Below are 17,636 nucleotides of genomic sequence, written 5' to 3' on the forward strand. Positions count from 1 at the left end.
AAAGCTTATTTTACGGATACCCGGTGTAGGTATCGCTCTGCAATCGAAGGTACCCCCAGGGGGTATGCCTGTCAACGGGCTGGGCAGTGATGAAGGCCTCAGGGAAGACAACACGGCGGATGTGTGGTCTACTTGTGGTGGTCGTAAGTGTTTGTGTTTGTGTTTCCACGCTCGCAAATGGTTAGGTTGCGAGCGTTTGGACATCCTCCACGGATTTGTCTCAGAACGGTCGTAGTAAGTGACCCGGGCGGTCGAAGCGACTGCCTGTTGACACTGTGTTAGAGGAGATTTACATGGCAGAGGGCATCGTGAAGTGGTTCAACTCCGAGAAGGGGTTCGGCTTCATCGCTCCCGAAGACGGCAGTGCTGACGTCTTCGTTCACTACTCCGAGATCCAGAGTGGCGGCTTCCGCACTCTCGAGGAGAACCAGCGCGTGGCGTTCGAGATCGGTCAGGGCAACAAGGGCCCGCAGGCCACCGGCGTTACCATCGTCTAAGACGTCCATGTGAGTCGGGCAACCGACGCATGACGTACTGACAAGACCCCAACTCTTCGGAGTTGGGGTCTTGTTGTATTTGGGTGAAAAACGCTGTCATGCATCGAGATACCGCTGAGTGGCGACTGCCGTTTCCGCCGCGATCGTGCGGCATTCCTCGCGGAGTTCAGGTGGATTCACAACGGTGAAATCGACGTCGAAAGCTCTGAGCCAGTGTGCGATCGATCGCAGAGAAGTGCCCGAAAGCACTATGACGCAACGCCCTTCGTCGGTGGACTCCACCGATCCCCACTGTTCGTTGACCATGGGTGCTATCTGCTCGATGGGTGCATGCAGTAGAACTGTTGCGCGCGTGGAGGAATAGGCCCGAGCGACACCGCGGGACACGAAGTCTGCTGCACCACCGGCGGGTAGTTCCCGCGGCACGAATCGTGGGCCGGTGGGGATCTTGGGTTCCATCCGGTCGACGCGGAACGACCGCCAGTCTTCGCGAGCGAGATCCCAGGCCACCAGATACCACCGAACACCCGACCGCACGAGCCTGTACGGTTCCACCTCGCGTCGGCTCTGGGTGCCGTCGTGAGTGCTGTAGTCGAATCTCAATCGCTCGTGGTTGTGGCATACGGATGCGATGGCGGACAGTACCGACGCATCGACTGCGCTCGCGGCGGGCTCGCGTGGCACGACATCGATCGACAGCGACTCCAGACGGTGTCGCAGCCTCGACGGCATGATCTGCCGCAGCTTCGCCAGCGCGCGCATCGAAGCCTCGCCGATGCCGACCACAGAGCCGGTCGCTCCGGACTGCAACGAGAGCGCCACCGCGAGCACTTCTTCGTCATCGAGCTGTAGCGGGGGCATCTCCGCGCCCGCTCCCAGGCGATATCCACCGCCGACGCCGACCGTCGCGTCGACCGGGTAGCCGAGATCGCGGAGGCGGTCCACGTCACGTCGAACCGTGCGCGGGGTGATCGCGAGTTTATCTGCGAGTTCGGCACCGGACCAGTCTCGACGCGTCTGGAGCAGTGACAGCAACCGCAGTAGGCGAGCCGATGTCTCCTTCATGGCCAGAAGTCTGCCAAATATTTAGGACCGTATGAGTCCTCAATTGAATTTAGGTTGGTCCGCATCCGACCAATCGAGAAGAAATTGGGGCCACGCCATGAGGCGCATCAACGACGGCAGACCGATGATCGAGACGAAGGCGCTTACCAAGCACTTCGCCCAGGGCAAGAAGCTCGTGGAAGCAGTCAAGGGAGTCACTCTCGACGTAGCGGAGGGCGAGTTGGTTGCCTTACTTGGGCCGAACGGTGCCGGAAAATCGACGACGTTGCGCATGCTGACCACCTTGCTCGAGCCCACTTCCGGTACTGCGCGGATCGCGGGATTCGACATCGCTGCGGCACGAAACGAGGTGCGCTCCAGCCTCGGATACGTCGGACAGGGGAACGGAGCCGGCCACAACCAGCGGGTTCGCGACGAGTTGGTGACGCAGGGGTTGTGCTACGGAATGCCCAAGGGCGACTCGCAGGTCCGGGCCGACGAATTGCTGCGTGATCTCGAACTCACCGAGTTGGGTACTCGAAAGGTCAGTACGCTGTCCGGCGGGCAGCGACGGCGGCTCGATATCGCTCTGGGCCTGGTCCATCGCCCACCGCTCCTGTTCCTCGACGAGCCGACCACGGGCATGGACCCGCAGAGTCGGGCCAACCTCTGGGACCACATCCTCCGGCTGCGGCGAGAGATGGGCACCACGATCGTGCTGACCACGCACTACCTCGAAGAAGCGGATTCGATGGCAGAGCGGGTCATCGTCATCGACGAGGGCACTGTTATCGCGGACAACACCGCTGCCGCACTCAAGGCTGATCTTGCCGGAGATCATTTGTTGCTCACGTTCGACAACGCCGAAGCGGCTGCCATCGCGGCGTCGGTGGCCGAGCGACTTGTCACTGTGCGTGGGGTCACCGTCGAGGCAAGTTCGGTGAGTATCCGTGCCGGCGAGGGTGATTCGACGCTACCGGTGTTGCTGCGTGAAGCCGATGCCCGCGGTGCCCTCGCACTCACTGCCGACATCACCAGGCCGACTCTCGACGACGTCTTCCTCACTCTCACCGGCCGCAGCCTGCGCGAGAGCGCCGCTGCGGTCGCTTCCTGAAACACGACAAAGAACTTCGACGAACAGGAATCCGCCATGACAATCACACTCGATACCCCACGTACCGTGCACGGCAACATCGTTCGAGACAGCGTAATCGTGATGGGCCGTGAGCTCCGACCGATGTTGCGCGACCCGGTCAGCGTCATGTTCAGCCTCATCCAGCCGCTGATCCTGTTGGCGTTGTTCGGGCCTCTGCTCAAAGGGGTTCCGGGTACCGGTGACGGCGTATGGAATTGGTTCATTCCCGGTGTGTTGGTGATGATCGCGATCTTCGGAACGACGATGACCGGGTCCAACCTCCTGATGGAGATGCAGCAGGGATCGCACGAGCGAATGTTGGTGACTCCGCTCCAACGCTCGTCCTTGTTGATCGGGCGAGCGTGCAAGGAGATGGTTCCGCTTGCCGCGCAGGCGATTCTGATCATTCTGGTCGCACTTCCGCTCGGATTGGACGTCAATGCAGCGGGAGCCGCGCTCGGGATAGTCCTGCTGGGAGTGTTCGGCGTCGGACTCGGTGCGCTCTCGTACGCTCTCGCTCTGGCTGTGCGGGAGCAGGATTGGATGTTCTGGGTCGTTCAGCAGACGCTGATGTTCCCGCTCCTGATCCTGTCGGGAACCATGCTTCCACTCGAGGACGCACCAGGTTGGATGAAGGTCCTCGTGAACATCAATCCGCTCGGCTACGTCGTAGACGCCGAGCGGGCACTCTTTGCCGGAGACTTCGCGTCGAGCAGCGTTCTGGCAGGAATCGTCGCCGCCGTGGGCGTGGCGGTGGTCGGTCTGGGCGTAGGTGTGCGCGCGGTGAAATAGCGTGGGTGTGCTGGCTGTCGGACGGGCTGCGGCGGTCGCAGGTTTTCGCCCAGGTGTTCGCAGCGCCTATTGTTGTTCCTTGTGCTCTCCGTCGTTCCACGCCCCGTAGTCGTCCGGGCCCCGTCCAAGGTGAATCTCCACCTTGCCGTCGGGGACCTGCGAGACGACGGCTATCACGAGCTGACGACGGTTTTTCAGGCATTGTCGCTGGCAGACACCCTCACGGTGGCGCCTGCGGACACCTTGACCGTGCGGGTGATCGGCGACGACGCCGCGGCCGTGCCGACCGATCGCACCAACCTCGTGTGGCGTGCCGCCGAGATGCTCGCCGTCGAGGGTGGCGTGGCCCCGAACGTCGAGATAGTCATCGAGAAAGGCATCCCCGTCGCAGGCGGAATGGCCGGCGGGAGTGCCGACGCAGCCGCCGCTTTGGTTGCGCTCAACGCTTTGTGGAAGCTCGACTTCTCGCGGCCTGATCTCGACGCTTTTGCGGCACGCCTCGGGAGTGACGTTCCGTTCTCGCTGCACGGTGGCACTGCCCTCGGAACCGGCCGCGGCGAACAACTTGTCCCCGTCTTGACCCGCCACACTTTTCACTGGGTGTTGGCGCTGGCCAAGGGCGGCTTGAGCACACCAGTCGTGTTCCGCGAGCTGGACAAGCTGCGGGCAGAAGGCTCCCCGAAACGGTTGGGGAGCGCCGATGCGTTGATCCAGGCACTGACCACGGGTGACGCTCATCTGCTTGCGTCGCTGCTCGGCAACGATCTGCAGGCTGCGGCACTCTCACTCAACCCGGATCTACGACGGACGCTTCGAGCGGGCGTCGAAGCCGGAGCTTTGGCCGGCATCGTCTCCGGCTCCGGACCGACATGCGCCTTTCTCTGCGCCGACGCACAGTCCGCGGTGGAAGTGAGCGCAGAACTTGCGGGAGCGGGGGTGTGCCGCACCGTTCGCGTGGCGAGCGGACCCGTTCCCGGAGCACGAATACTCGACAATGCGGCAAAGGGACAGCACTGATGGCGAATCTGATCAATCTGGAAAACGTGTCGAAGTCTTTCGGCGTCAAGCCGTTGCTCGACGGGGTCTCCCTGGGCGTCGAGGAGGGCGAGCGCATCGGCGTCGTCGGCCTCAACGGTGGCGGTAAGACGACCATGCTCGAAGTCCTCGCGGGTGTGGAGCAGCCGGATTCGGGACGCGTCAGCCGCGTCGGCGGATTGCGTATGGCCGTCGTGACGCAGCGCGGTGTACTGCCTCCCGGCTCCACCGTCGGTGAAGTGGTCCTGGGGCCGCTCGGAGTGGCGCAACACGAATGGGCCGGCGACGCGCGCATCCGTTCGGTGCTCTCGGGTATCGGCATCGACAACCTGGGCGCCGGCGGCGAGCGGTCCGCATTGGATGCCAAGGTCGACGGCCTGTCCGGCGGTGAGCGTCGCCGCGTGGCTCTCGCTGCGGCCCTGGTTCAGGACCTCGACCTGCTGGTGCTCGACGAGCCCACCAACCACCTCGACGTCGAAGGTGTTCAGTGGTTGGCCGAGCACCTCGTCTCGCGTCGCAGCGCGCTTGTCGTCGTGACCCACGATCGCTGGTTCCTCGACACCGTCGCCACCCGCACCTGGGAGGTTGTCGGCGGCGGCGTCGAAAGCTACGAGGGTGGCTACAACGACTGGGTGTTCGCTCGCGCCGAGCGTTCGCGTCAGGCTGACGCTTCCGAAGAGCGTCGACGCAACCTTGCACGCAAGGAACTCGCATGGCTGCGCCGCGGTGCGCCGGCCCGTACGTCCAAGCCGAAGTACCGCATCGAAGCCGCAGAGGCTCTGATCGCCGACGTTCCGGCACCTCGTGACGCGGTCGCTCTTGCGTCGTTCGCGCAGCGACGGCTCGGCAAGGTTGTCATCGAACTCGAAGACGCGCGTCTGGAGACCCCGGACGGCCGTGTACTCGTCGAGGATCTGACCTGGCGTCTCGCTCCAGGTGAGCGTGTCGGCCTGGTCGGTGTCAACGGCTCGGGCAAGACGACTCTGCTGCGGACTCTGGCCGGCGAACTCGAGCCTGCCGCCGGAAAGCGCATTCAGGGGCAGACCGTCCACATCGGTTGGCTCAAGCAGGAACTCGACGATCTACCGACCGACATGCGCGTACTCGACGCGGTCAAGGATGTAGCCGAGCGAATCACGCTGGGAGACAAGGAAGTATCGGCGGGTCAGCTGGCTGAGCGGTTGGGCTTCACGCCGGCGCGTCAGCGCACCCCAGTCGGTGATCTCTCCGGTGGTGAGCGCCGACGTCTGCAGTTGACGCGTGTCCTCATGGCCGAGCCCAACGTCCTGCTTCTCGACGAGCCGACCAACGATCTCGACATCGACACGCTTCAGCAACTCGAAGATCTGCTCGACGGCTGGGCGGGCACCATGGTGGTCATCTCGCACGACCGGTACCTGATCGAGCGCATCTGTGACACCACCTGGGCGCTCTTCGGAGACCGCAAGCTCACCAACCTGCCCGGCGGTATCGAGGACTACCTGCGTCGGCGCGCAGCAATGGGGGATGGCGACAACCCGTCGGTGGCCTCGACGGCGAGTGGTGCGTCGAAGAGCAAGCAGGTCCGCGACGGTGCCGCGGATCGCGCTGCACGCAAGGAACTTTCGAAGCTCGAGCGGTCCATTGCGAAGTTCGACGACCGAGAGAAGAAGCTGCACGCTTCCCTCGCCGACGCGGCCACCGACCCGGACAAGCTGCAGAAACTCGGCGCAGAACTCAAGCAGGTCATCGCCGACAAGGAAGCCGCCGAAGAGCAGTGGATGGAGCTCTTCGCCGAGCTGGACGGCTAGGGGAACTTCGCCCCGAACCTCTTGAAGATTCGCTCGGGATCCAGGGTTTCCGGAGCATGCCTGCGCAGCAGTGCGTCCAGAACGAGCCCGTCCAGTGCTGCGACCAACTCCGTTGCATCGGACGAGGTCATGCCGCGTTCGACCAAGATGTCGACAAACCGATCCCGACCACGCACCAGTTCCACTGCGAGGTCGGGATCGTGGAATGACGCGATGATCAGTTCGTAACGCGCCCGAGTGCGGCCGGATTCAGGCCCCAGCCACCGGGCCACCTGTTGCTTCGGCGTCTCGCCCGGGCGAGGAAGATCACCGTCCAGAAGGTGTCGCACCACCTCGACTATCAGTCCACGCTGGTTTGCGAAGTAGTGCCGTGCGCTGCCGTGTGGCACGCCCGCCTCGTCTTCGACGCCTCTCATCGACCAGGCTCGAAACCCAACCCGGCCCAGCAGGTCGAGCCCGGCGTCCAGAAGTGCTTCTCGAGTCGATTTCTCCACCCAGAGAAGATACCGTGATATCCTCTTCTCCGCTTGGAGAATTTCTCCGCACGGAGAAGTCGCCGGTGGGTCGAACTGATTGGGGTGAAGCGTGGTCATCTTTTTCGACATCCTGCTTGTGCTGTGCGTTGTTGCGATTGTGTGTTTCGCGGGATACGTCCTCTATCGCGTCGTCTTTGACGGCTAGCTGAATGGTGATGTACTTCAACAGGTCTCAAGTCTTCATGTTCCCGAAGTTGTCCGGTTTGTCTCTGGTTATCGAAAGTATGTTCGATTAAACTTTGAGCATGGACAGTCGGGAAGCGTGGCAGCTGGATGGCGAGGACCTCAAGAGTGAGGTTCTGGATCTGGTGCGCGCCCGACACGAATTGCAGTCGCGGATGGTGTTGCTGATCGTGGAGATGTTTTCCCGGGAGGTTCTCGGTGGGAAGGGTTTTCGGGCGATCGCGCAGTGGTTGCATGGTTCGACGAATCTGGAGATCGGTGAGTGCAGTCTGCTGGTCGGGTTGGCGCGGTTGTTGATGCTCGAACCTGTTGTCGCGGATGCGTTTCATCGCGGTGACGTGGATGCGTTGAAAGCCCGTCAGGTGGCGTCATTCTGTCAGCATCCGCCGAAGAACATGACGCCAGCGGATGTGGACAAGGCCCGCGGGATCCTGTTGGGGTTGGCATCGAAGAACATCGCGGATTGTGATGCGGTGCGGGCGGCGATCCGGCGGATCGAGAAGCAGTACGGCAAGCGTGAGGACGGCGTTCCGGTTGGTGAGGATTCGGAGCGTAACGAGTTCTACGCCTCGAAAGGTTTGTACGGGCGGGTCACTGTGAAGGGTGACTTGGATGCGATCAACGGGGCCCGTCTGATCACGTTGCTGTCGAGCCTGTCTGCGCCGACGCCGGAGAAGGACGGCGTGAAGGACACGCGTACGCCGGCGCTGCGGCGCGCGGACGGGTTCTGCGAACTACTGCGGCGGTACGAGCGGGCGGGGTTGGGTCCGATCGAGGGCGGGGTGAAACCGCACATCACGGTGACCGCGTCCGCGAAAGACATGACGGATCTGCAGGCTTTGAAAGACCTCCTGCCGTCGACGGAGGAACTCGGGTTTGCGTGGGCGGATTGGGTGGGCCCGATCAGTATCGATACCGCGCGGATGTTGGCGTGCGACTGCACCGTGACGCGGATCTTGTTGGATGCGAATGGTGTTCCGCTCGACTGCGGTAAGGAAGCGAGAACGGCGACGGTGCCGCAGAGGCGGGCGTTGGCGGTTCGTGATGGTGGGTGTGCGTTTCCGGGATGCGGGACACCGTCGGGGTGGTGCGATGCTCATCATATTGTTCACTGGAACGATGGTGGCCCAACGGATCTCGACAATCTGATCTTGTTGTGCGGTCATCATCATCGGACGATGCACCACACCGAATGGCGGGTGGAGATCGGGCCGGATCGCAAATCGGTGTTCTATCCGCCGATGTCTGTTGATCCGTATCAGCAGCCGATCGGCGGGAACAGCCCACCCACCGCGGCGTGAATCGCGACAACTGAAGACGTGAGCACCGGGGCACAACCATGCCCCGGTGCTGACGGCTGTCTACTGTCAGAACGCTACTGTCAGAACGTGAGCGTGAGTCGCCCGTTCTCGTCGCTGATGTGAACAGTTCGCCCGATCGACGGAGGGTTGTCACCGCGAAGCTGGGTCAGTTCGGCGGCATTCTCGGGACCGGTGTGACCGGCGACGCGGCCGCCGTCCGGCGTTGCCGCGATCACGAACCCGATCTCAGGCTCCCCGGTGCGGCCGTATTCGACAGAGGCCGTAACTATTTCCGCCGTGCCCGTGTAATCAGTGATCAGTTCCGGAACCTCCGCAGTTAGCGCGCGTGCGTCGGGATCACCGACGTACCCGCCAGCGTGAGCGGCGGACGACAGCAGTACGCAGTGCTGGTAGGTGAGGAATCCACCGTTGCCGTGGACGAGGGCAAGGTTCGCGCCGTCGCGAATTCGCCTGGTGACTTCAGCGACGGAATGCAGGGTGTAGCTGTTGAGCGGTCCGCCGAAGAACGAGTGTCCTCCGGTGACGCTTGGGATCGCGGTATCGGGAAGTCCGAGTTCGCGGATCAACAGCTTGGGCACGATCGGGAAGCAGCTGTAGGCATCGACGATGTCGAGTGCGTCGGCGCCGACTCCGGCACCGTCGAGTGTGCGATGTACGGCGTCATGCATCGCGGCCGAGCTGTCGAAGCTGTTGCGGCTGAGTATGTCCAACGGATCACTCGCACCTGCGCCGCCCCAGAGGTACACCAGCTTGTTTTCATCGATCCCGAACTCGCGGGCCGTCGACAACGAGCAGACGACAACGGCGGCAGCCTGATTGACGAAAGGCATGGCGTTGAGCATCAGCGGGTACGGCTCGGAGACCATCCGATTGCCGGGGCCGACGGTGCCGATCTCGTCTGCCGATCGGATCTCCGACGTCCAGGAGGCGGGATTCTTCGAAGCCAGTTCCGAGAACGCGGCGTACATCCGCGCGGACCAGTCGAGCGATTCACGGGCGTCGTGGCCCTCGGCAGCACTGAAACAGTTCTCGAAGAGCGGGTAGACACGAGTCGGCACGATGAAACCGGCGCGCTGCATTTCGGGGCTTCCCAGGTCGGTCGGATCGAATCCGGGAGGCCCACCGGGCGCGGCTGTCCACCCGATCGAGTCGGGGGCGACTCCGGACTTTCGCAGCGCGGTGCTGCTGGCGTGCGATTCGCCGCCCACGAGCAGAGCAGCCGAGGATTCACCGCGAGCGATGGCCGCGCCGATCCGATCGAGGAGCGCCGCGGGCCAGTGGCCACCGATCGGCGAGGTAGAGGTGACCGTGGGGGTCGCGCCTAATCGTGAGGCAAGCAGCCCGGGGAGATCGTCGTACGACCAGCTGACTGTCTTGATCGCGAACACGGAATCGATCTGTGTTCCCAGTTCAGCGTGTCCACTGTCGTTCAACGCGGCGACGGTGGTGTCGTGAATCAGATCGAGGGGTTCGCGGTTGCCCGTCGGCAGGATTCCGGCGCAGATCGCCGACGCCGACGATGACCGGGATTCGTGATGCGTCAACCATCATGTACCTCTCGTTGCCGACCCGTAGCCGGGAGTTGCAGTCACGATATCGGGGACCCTGGTATGTGTAACTCTGGGGTCACAGTCAACGATTTTCGGGTTCCTATTTAGGTATGCCTAACGAAAGTCCTATACTCGTCTTCATGACAGCTGTGGCAGAGAGAATTTCGGTGCCCGTGGGGCCGCGTTCCATCGATCACCCCTACTCGATGACAACGGTGACTCTGAAGCTCTCTCATCAGCGGCAGTGGGCCCCGCATCGTCATCCTGAACATGAGCTGATCTGGGGAAACTCCGGTGGAATGCTCACGGTTGTCGCTGACGGCATCACTTGGGAGGTGCCGCCTTCGGCCGGACTGTGGCTGCCTGCCGGGGCGTTGCATGCCGTGAAGGCCGGTCCGGGTACGGAGTTCTTCTGCACCTACTTCCGGCCCGAGGCTCACGAGGCGCCGTCGGGTGTTCCGGGCTTGTTCGGTGTCAGCGCTCTCCTGCGTGAGGTACTCCTGCACATGCATCGGCGGAACATGCCCGACGAGGCGCGCAGTCGCGCCGAGCGGGTGGCCTTCGACATGTTGCAGCCGCTCGAAGTCGCTGCGGTGGAGGTTCCGATGCCGACCGATCCGCGAGCGTTGTTCGTTGCCGAAGCGTTGGTCGCCAATCCGGCAGACCAGCGGTCGCTGTCCGAATGGGCGCTGACGGCTGGCGGTAGCGTCCGTACGCTGACGCGTGTGTTCGCGCAGGGCACGGGAATGACTTTTGCGCAGTGGCGAATTCAGGTACGTGTCCGCGCAGCATTGACGTATTTAGCTGCTGGAGTGCCGGTTTCGGTTGTCAGTAGGCGGGTCGGATACGAAACTCCGAGTGCCTTTGTCGCAGTGTTCCGCCGGGTCACCGGCCGCACACCCGGCAGCATGATGAACAAGGGGAGTGTGGCGCCCGAATCGGTGCCGTACCTTCTGCACGCATGAGTTGGGTTGCACCGGGCGGAAGTGCTCGGTGCAACCGTCGCGGTCAACTCCGCGGAGCGGACCACGCTTCCCACAGCTCCGCGTACCGACCCCCGAGGTTGACCAACTCGTCGTGAGAGCCGTGCTCGACGACGCGGCCGTCGTCCATCACCAGGATCTGATCGGCGTCGACGGCCTGTGAGAGTCGGTGTGCCACTGTGACAGCAGTGCGACCTCGGGTCAGGGCGAGCGCGGCGTCGTCGAGGACCCTGGCTCCGGCGCTGCCCGCTTCGGCGGTCGCCTCGTCGAGAATCAGCAGCGGCGGATCCAGTAATTCGATTCTTGCCAACGCAAGTTGTTGTGCCTGTGTTGCGGTCAGCCGGTGTCCACCGTCTCCGACCACGGTTTCGAGTCCGTCCGGGAGAGCCCGCAGCCAATCCGACGCGCCGACGGTATCGAGCGCCGCGGTGATGTCGTTGTCGGTTGCCGACGGGTCGGCCAGCCGCAGATCCTCGGCCAACGTGCCGGCGAAGACGTGGACCTCCTGCGTTACGACGGCCACCGCGCTCCGAGATGTCGACGGTGGCAGTTCGTTCCGGGGCACCGTCCCGATCTTCACGACGCCTTCGGTCGGTTCGTAGGTTCCCGCGATCAGCTTTGCGACTGTAGATTTTCCGGCTCCGGTAGCGCCCACCAGTGCGGTGACGGTTCCTGCCGGAATGGTGATGTCGATGTCTCGCAGAACAGGAGCGTCGCCGCTTCGGTACGAGAATGTGACGCGTTCCAAAGAAGCTGAGCTGTCGACAGGTTCCTGCGGATCGGTCGGTGCAGATGGCACGGGCGCAAGCGTGACTCCGACCAGGCGAGCCAACGCGATTGTGCCTTCCTGCAATTCGTCGAACACGCTGAGAACCGCGCCCACCGGATCGAAGAGGCGGTGGAAGAACAGGGCTGCGGCGGTGGCGGCACCGATGCTGATCTGACCGTCTTTCACCAGCCAGAAGCCGGTGATCAGCACAGCGGACAGGCCGATGAACTCCGCGATGTTGAGCCGGCCGAAGAACCTGGTGCGTAGACGCGTGGTCAACAAGCTCAGCCGGACGGCCGTCATCGATCGAGATTCGATCTGTTCGAGATGCGGCTGGGCCAGGCGAAGCGATCCGACGGTGTCGGAGTTGCTCAGCGAGTCCAGGAGCTGTTGCGCACGTGCACCTTCTGCCTCCCGCTCCTCGCGGTAGACCGGTGCCGACCTCGAGAGGTACCAGCGCAGCGCCTGGATCTGGATGGGTGCCGCGATCACCGCGGCGACGGCGAATCTCCAATCGAGGCTACCCAATCCGATCAGCGTCAACACGATGGTCAGTGCCGCGGTGGCAAAAACCGGAAGTGCTTCGGATACGGCCCGGGTCACCAACCGCACGTCGCCGGTGATGCGGGAGACGAGATCTCCGCGCCCGGCCCGTTCGACGTCGCTCTGCGGAAGGTCGAGAACCCGGACGACAACTTCTTCGCGAAGGTCGGCGACAACGCGCTCGCCGACGCCGGCGAGTAGGTAGTTGCTCATTCCGACGAGAAGTGACGAGGCAACCGCGATGCCGACCAACGCGAGAGTCAGTGTGCCGATGCGAGAGACAGCGTCGCCGTCTGCGTCGGTCACGGCGTCGACCATGGCGCCGAGGACCAGCGGTGTGAGCAGACCGATCGCGGTCGCGGCGGTCAGGGTGACGACTGCTGCGATCGCGGAAATCAGGTGGGGTCCCATCAACCGAAGTGCCGCGCGCCGCGCCTGTTTCGGTGTTGCGGTGGGGAGTAGTTCGTTCACAGCTCGATCACCCGATCGCAGATATCGAGCAGCACTGGGCTGCTGGTCAGAAGTATTGTGGCGTGCGCCCCGCGTACCTCGGCGATCCCGCGAGCAATGCGTGCTTCGGTGACGGAGTCGACGGCAGTGGTGGGATCGTGCAGGACCAGGACGGGAGCTTCGCTCGCCAGTGCCCTCGCCAACGCGATGCGCTGACGTTGACCGCCGGACAAAGAATTCCCTTGCTCGGTGACTCGGGTTGCGAGGCCGAGCGGCAGTGCCGAGATCACTTGATCTGCCGCAGCAGCGGCGATGGCCTCGTCGTTGCGGCTGCCGATCGGTGCGAGGGCGTCGATGTTGTCGCCGACTGTGCCGATGAACAGTGCCGCGTCGTGCGGTGCTGCCAGAACGTGAGTGCGAAGTTCGTCGATGTGCAGCTCGTGAATGGCGTTGTCGCCGAGATGAATTGTTCCGCTCGAAGGCTCGATTCGACGCGCCAGTGCGTCGACCAACGCATCCGCCCAGGCGGCATTCTCGGTGACGATGCCGATGATCTCGCCGCGTTTGACGTCGAGATCGACTGGTGACGCTCCAGCCAACACGACGTCGCGCAGCGTCAGGAACTCGGAGTGATTCAGGGACACAGGTTCACCCGCGGGAGTGACAGCCTCGCCGGTCCCGAGAAGTGCTGCGACGCGGTTGGCCGAGGCGCGTGCCCGTGCCAGGCCGGCGCCGAAGTAGATGATGTCGATCAACGGACCGCGAAGGAACTGTGCCAGACCAACCACGGCAACGAATTCACCGACCGAGATGCTCCCGGACGCTGCCATCCGTCCGCCCACGTACGCGATGACGGCGAGGAAAGCGCCGGCGATCGCAACGTTGGCGGCGGAGTACATCGCTTGGTATCTCTGTGCGCGAAGGGTTGCTTCCAACGAAGTCCGGCTGGCTGCCCGATACCGCTGCGCTGCAGCATCTCCGGCGCCGATTCCGGAGAGGATTCGGAGTCCGGAGAGTAGATCTGCGGCTAGCGCGCCGGCCTTGGCGCCCTGCCACTGATCGGTTTCGGCTCGGCGTTCGAGCGGCCGACTGACCACCTGCATGAGAGCCAGCACCGGGGGAGTGCCGAGGATGACGAGCAGGCCAAGTGGCACCGAGATCACCAGTAGCGAAATCGCGGCGGTCAGCACTCCGCAGGCGGCCGCAAGTTTGGTGCTCAGCGTGTGCGTGAATCCGGCCACCGAACCCGCGTCGGATGTTGCAATCGAGTAGACCTCGCCCGGCATACGCCGCGGCGACATGCCGTGCGGATCGAGGCCTCGGCGCGCGATGTCCATCCGCAAGCGATGTGCTCCGTGCTCGGTGACGGAATCGGAGATGCGCGCCGCGAAGCGCCAACTGAGCAACAAGCCGGTGAAGAGAATTCCGAGAACGAGGATCCACTTTCCGAGTGCGGCGGCATCGTTGGTCGCCACAGCACGGTCGATGACCGCACCGATCACCACCGGCACCAACGCTTCCGCGACCTGGTGGCCGGTGAAGCCGACGGACGCGGCCGCCAGCTTGGCTCCGCGACCTTCGGAAGCGATCGCGCGTGTGATTACCTGACGCGGCGTGATCGCCGGGCTGGTTGGGGGACCGTTTGTCTCGGCCGAAAGAAGTGGTGTCGAAGGCACTGGGTCCACGCTAGGGATCGTGGGCGGTAGTCAGAAGTCACACCGGTGCCAATACTTGTCGTGAACAGGCCATACGTATTGCGTTGGCCGAATTGCGATAGTAGTTGGCCCCGTTGCAGCGGAGAAGGCATCGACTCATCGACGACACTGCAATAAATTAAGGTCTACCTTACTTAGCACGGGTTAACTATGTCCGGAAGTCGGATGGATCCTCGTGTTCGGGTCCGGTTCATGTTCCATCGATGTTGGAGATTGTTGTGAGTCTTGTGTTCGGCGAGGTACTTCACAAGGAGTACGTGACCCCGGGAATGGTTCGTATCGTGTTCGGTGGGGAGGAGCTGACCGCCTTCGAAACCACCGGTACCGGTGACGAATACCTGCGCCTCCACTTCCCGGTCCCGGCTACAGGCAAGTTCGTTCTTCCGGCGGAAGATCCGGATGCACCGCGCGGTTGGCGATACCCGGAGGGAGAGGAACCGTCCCCGTGCCAGCCGTACACCGTGCGACGGTTCGATTCCGAAACCAGCCGCATGACGATCGACTTCGTCGTTCACGAGGGTGGTATCGCCAGCGACTGGGCACAGAAGGCCGAGATCGGTGACAAGTTGGCGATCGGCGAGTCTCGTGGCCTCTACGAGCCCCCGGCCGACGCACGCTGGCAGGTGTTCGTCGCCGACGCGACTGGACTCCCCGCACTCGGGCGCTTGATCGAACAGTTGCCCGCCGGGATGTCGGCCAAGGCGATCGTCGAGGTGGTGGACGAGTCTCACAAGCAGCAGATCACCTCGGACGCCGACGTCGAGTTCATCTGGCTGGTCGGCAGTGGCAACGGTGTTGCACCGTCGAAGTTGCCGGACGCGGTTCGCGCGATGAACTTGCCCACCGAACTCGGATACGTGTGGGTTGCAGGCGAGAGCACGATGCTCCGTGACATCCGCAAGTACCTTCGCCACGAACTGAAGTTGCCGGGTGAGCAGTACAAGGTCATCGGCTACTGGACGTACAAAGCCGAGGTGTGGAACGCGAAGTACGAGGCCCTCGACGAAAGTGTCCGCGCGGCACTCGATGCGGCTTGGGAATCGGACCGCGACGAGGAAGAGATCCGCGACGAGGTCGAGAAGACTCTAGAGAGCGCCGGCTTGTGACCGTTGGATTCGACAAGAGTGCTGTCGACAGCGGTGCGGCGGACAAGAGTGCAGTCGACAAACACACCGAAGAACTGATCGACGAGTCGCTGCAAGAGAAGCAGAAGCAACCGGACGGCCTGGTATCGACCAACTCTCGTCGTATGGCGGGTCTTCTGGTGTGCCTGGTGGTGCTCGCCGCCGTGCTCCTTCTGAGTATCGCGGTGGGATCGAAGACCATTCCGTTCGGGACCGTGATCGACGCGCTGGTGAACTACGACGACTCGAACGATCACGTGATCATCCGTGACCTGCGACTACCGCGTACTCTGCTCGGTCTGATAGTCGGTATGGCACTGGGTGTGGCCGGTGGCCTCATCCAGGCGATGACACGAAATCCCTTGGCTGATCCAGGAATTCTCGGTGTCAATGCCGGCGCGGGCTTCGCGATGGTCGTTGCCGTCGCGGTCTTCGGCTTGACCAGCATCTGGTCGTACATATGGTTCGCTTTCCTCGGAGCGGTGATAGCCACGGCGATCGTCTACACGCTGGGCTCGATCGGTCGAGGTGGTGCGACGCCCATTCGGCTGACGCTTGCCGGTGTTGCCATCGGCTCCGTGCTCGGCGGCATCTCGTCCGGGATCACCTTGCTCAACCCGACCGCCTTCGACCAGATGCGCCAGTGGAATGCCGGCTCACTCAGCGGGCGTTCGTTGGAAATCGTTCTCGCCGTCGCACCGTTCATTCTCATCGGGCTCTTCCTGGCGCTCGCGTTGGCGCGCCAACTCAACGCGGTGGCCCTGGGTGACGATCTGGCACGTTCGCTCGGTGCCAACATCACTCGTACTCGCATCCTCGGTGTCATCGCGGTGACATTGCTGTGCGGCGCGGCGACAGCTGCGGCCGGGCCGATCGGATTCGTCGGTTTGATGGTTCCGCACGTCGCGAGATGGTTCGTCGGACCGGATCAGCGATGGATTCTCCCGTACACGTTGGTGTGCTCGCCGATTCTTCTTCTCTTCTCCGACGTCGTCGGCCGAATCGTGCTGCGCCCGGGTGAACTTCAGGTCGGCATCGTCACGGCCTTCATCGGCGCTCCGGTGCTGATCATGCTGGTGCGTCGAAGCAAGGTGAGCGGTCTGTGAGCATCGATTTCGGGCGCGCCACCACGGTGGTGCGCTCACCCAAAGAAGGCTGGTCCGCGCGGATCGACGTCCGCACGGTCACAGTCTGCCTCGTCCTCGTTGCGCTTGCATTGGCCATCGGTGTCATCGCGCTCGGTAGTGGTGACTACCAAGTGCCGATCGGGGACGTCCTCGGTGCACTGTTCGGCGAAGCCCCCGCGCGTATCCACATGGTCGTCGTGGAATGGCGTCTGCCCCGAGTTCTGTTGGCGCTGATGCTCGGTGCGGCGCTCGGTATGAGCGGTGCGATCTTCCAATCGCTGACCAGGAACCCGTTGGGTAGCCCGGACATCATCGGCTTCAACTCCGGTGCGTACACGGGCGCTCTGGTGGTCATCCTCCTCATCGGTGGTACTTACTACGAGATCGCAGTCGGTGCTCTGGTGGGCGGAATCGCCACCGCAGCAGTTGTTTATCTCCTTGCGTACAAGCGAGGTGTGCAGGGATTCCGGTTGATCATCGTCGGTATCGCCATCAGCGCGATGTTGGGCTCGGTCAACACCTGGATGATCCTCAAGGCGAAACTTGACGACGCCATGGCTGCCGCAGTGTGGGGTGCCGGTTCGTTGAACGGCCTCGGCTGGACTCAGGTGTGGCCGGTGGTCGTCGTGCTGGCCATCCTCGTTCCGCTGATCCTGGTGTTGGGCAGGCGGATGCAGATGCTCGAGATGGGCGACGACGCCGCCAAGGCGCTCGGCGTCCGGGCCGAACCCACGCGGCTTTCCCTGGTTGTTCTCGGCGTCGCCCTGACGGCCATGGTGACAGCAGCGGCCGGTCCCATCGGGTTCGTCTCTCTTGCGGCTCCGCAGTTGGTGAGGCGATTGACCGGTAGTGCCGGAGTGACCCTGCTGCCGTCGGCAGCAATGGGTGGCGCGTTGCTGATGGTCAGCGACTGGGTGGCGCAGCGAGCTTTCGCGCCGACACAGTTGCCGGTCGGCGTCGTCACCGTCTCCATCGGTGGCATCTATTTCGTATGGCTTCTCGCGCGAGAGGCACGTAAGCAGTGATCGGTGAAGGAACGAG

General features: G+C 63.1%; 14 protein-coding genes and 1 pseudogene. 10 read left to right on the forward strand and 5 right to left on the reverse strand.

Annotated elements, in window-relative coordinates:
- Nucleotides 1-293 precede the first annotated feature (293 nt).
- Nucleotides 294-497: a cold-shock protein gene (locus ABIE52_RS30440; RefSeq protein WP_003946232.1), complete on the forward strand. Its 204-nt coding sequence runs from the start codon at nucleotides 294-296 to the stop codon at nucleotides 495-497.
- Between the two features lie 96 nt (nucleotides 498-593).
- On the opposite strand, the gene ABIE52_RS30445 is transcribed toward ABIE52_RS30440, so the two are convergent.
- Nucleotides 594-1,562: a helix-turn-helix transcriptional regulator gene (locus ABIE52_RS30445; protein ID WP_042449230.1), complete on the reverse strand. Its 969-nt coding sequence runs from the start codon at nucleotides 1,560-1,562 to the stop codon at nucleotides 594-596.
- A gap of 97 nt (nucleotides 1,563-1,659) precedes the next feature.
- On the opposite strand from ABIE52_RS30445, the gene ABIE52_RS30450 reads away from it, so the two are divergent.
- The 4 genes from ABIE52_RS30450 to ABIE52_RS30465 all read left to right on the forward strand — a co-directional run bounded on the left by ABIE52_RS30450 (nucleotide 1,660) and on the right by ABIE52_RS30465 (nucleotide 6,293).
- Nucleotides 1,660-2,655, forward strand: coding sequence for an ABC transporter ATP-binding protein (locus ABIE52_RS30450; protein ID WP_192712304.1), 996 nt, complete (start codon nucleotides 1,660-1,662; stop codon nucleotides 2,653-2,655).
- 36 nt (nucleotides 2,656-2,691) lie between these two features.
- Entirely contained in the window at nucleotides 2,692-3,468 is a 777-nt protein-coding gene (locus tag ABIE52_RS30455; protein ID WP_192712305.1) for an ABC transporter permease, read from the forward strand.
- Nucleotides 3,469-3,549: 81 nt separating this feature from the next.
- Entirely contained in the window at nucleotides 3,550-4,485 is a 936-nt protein-coding gene (locus ABIE52_RS30460) for a 4-(cytidine 5'-diphospho)-2-C-methyl-D-erythritol kinase (protein ID WP_030536307.1), read from the forward strand.
- Nucleotides 4,485-6,293, forward strand: coding sequence for an ABC-F family ATP-binding cassette domain-containing protein (locus tag ABIE52_RS30465; protein ID WP_003946255.1), 1,809 nt, complete (start codon nucleotides 4,485-4,487; stop codon nucleotides 6,291-6,293). The genes ABIE52_RS30460 and ABIE52_RS30465 overlap by 1 nt, the downstream gene beginning before the upstream one ends.
- On the opposite strand, the gene ABIE52_RS30470 is transcribed toward ABIE52_RS30465, so the two are convergent.
- Nucleotides 6,290-6,787, reverse strand: a complete 498-nt coding sequence (locus ABIE52_RS30470) for a TetR/AcrR family transcriptional regulator (RefSeq protein WP_064444236.1) — start codon at nucleotides 6,785-6,787, stop codon at nucleotides 6,290-6,292. The genes ABIE52_RS30465 and ABIE52_RS30470 overlap by 4 nt on opposite strands.
- A 287-nt stretch (nucleotides 6,788-7,074) precedes the next feature.
- On the opposite strand from ABIE52_RS30470, the gene ABIE52_RS30475 reads away from it, so the two are divergent.
- Nucleotides 7,075-8,313: an HNH endonuclease signature motif containing protein gene (locus ABIE52_RS30475; protein ID WP_192712306.1), complete on the forward strand. Its 1,239-nt coding sequence runs from the start codon at nucleotides 7,075-7,077 to the stop codon at nucleotides 8,311-8,313.
- An 80-nt stretch (nucleotides 8,314-8,393) separates the two neighbouring features.
- Here ABIE52_RS30475 and ABIE52_RS30480 read toward each other — a convergent pair.
- Nucleotides 8,394-9,882, reverse strand: a pseudogene (locus ABIE52_RS30480) (acetyl-CoA acetyltransferase).
- A 142-nt stretch (nucleotides 9,883-10,024) separates the two neighbouring features.
- Here ABIE52_RS30480 and ABIE52_RS30485 point away from each other — a divergent pair.
- A complete protein-coding gene (locus tag ABIE52_RS30485) occupies nucleotides 10,025-10,849 on the forward strand; it encodes a helix-turn-helix domain-containing protein (protein WP_042920975.1) in 825 nt (274 codons plus the stop codon).
- Nucleotides 10,850-10,892: 43 nt separating this feature from the next.
- Here the strand turns inward: ABIE52_RS30485 and ABIE52_RS30490 are convergent, their stop codons facing one another.
- Together ABIE52_RS30490 and ABIE52_RS30495 are read right to left on the reverse strand one after the other, a co-directional pair.
- On the reverse strand, nucleotides 10,893-12,650 hold the full coding sequence (locus ABIE52_RS30490; protein ID WP_192712307.1) for an ABC transporter ATP-binding protein: 1,758 nt from the start codon (nucleotides 12,648-12,650) through the stop codon (nucleotides 10,893-10,895).
- Complete coding sequence (locus tag ABIE52_RS30495; protein ID WP_064074044.1) at nucleotides 12,647-14,314, reverse strand: ABC transporter ATP-binding protein; 1,668 nt, start codon at nucleotides 14,312-14,314, stop codon at nucleotides 12,647-12,649. Before ABIE52_RS30495 ends, ABIE52_RS30490 begins: the two co-directional genes overlap by 4 nt.
- A gap of 248 nt (nucleotides 14,315-14,562) precedes the next feature.
- Between ABIE52_RS30495 and ABIE52_RS30500 the strand changes: the two genes are divergently transcribed.
- The 3 genes from ABIE52_RS30500 to fepG are packed head-to-tail and all read left to right on the forward strand — an operon-like array spanning nucleotide 14,563 to nucleotide 17,620.
- Nucleotides 14,563-15,450, forward strand: coding sequence for a siderophore-interacting protein (locus ABIE52_RS30500; RefSeq protein WP_223304402.1), 888 nt, complete (start codon nucleotides 14,563-14,565; stop codon nucleotides 15,448-15,450).
- A complete protein-coding gene (locus ABIE52_RS30505) occupies nucleotides 15,447-16,574 on the forward strand; it encodes a Fe(3+)-siderophore ABC transporter permease (RefSeq protein ID WP_020908594.1) in 1,128 nt (375 codons plus the stop codon). Before ABIE52_RS30500 ends, ABIE52_RS30505 begins: the two co-directional genes overlap by 4 nt.
- Nucleotides 16,571-17,620 (forward strand): iron-enterobactin ABC transporter permease, encoded by a 1,050-nt coding sequence (fepG, locus tag ABIE52_RS30510; protein ID WP_003946259.1) that lies wholly within the window; start codon nucleotides 16,571-16,573, stop codon nucleotides 17,618-17,620. The genes ABIE52_RS30505 and fepG overlap by 4 nt, the downstream gene beginning before the upstream one ends.
- The last annotated feature ends 16 nt before the right edge of the window (nucleotides 17,621-17,636 follow it).

It is taken from the genome of Rhodococcus sp. OAS809 (assembly GCF_040546695.1).
GTDB lineage: Bacteria > Actinomycetota > Actinomycetes > Mycobacteriales > Mycobacteriaceae > Rhodococcus_F > Rhodococcus_F qingshengii.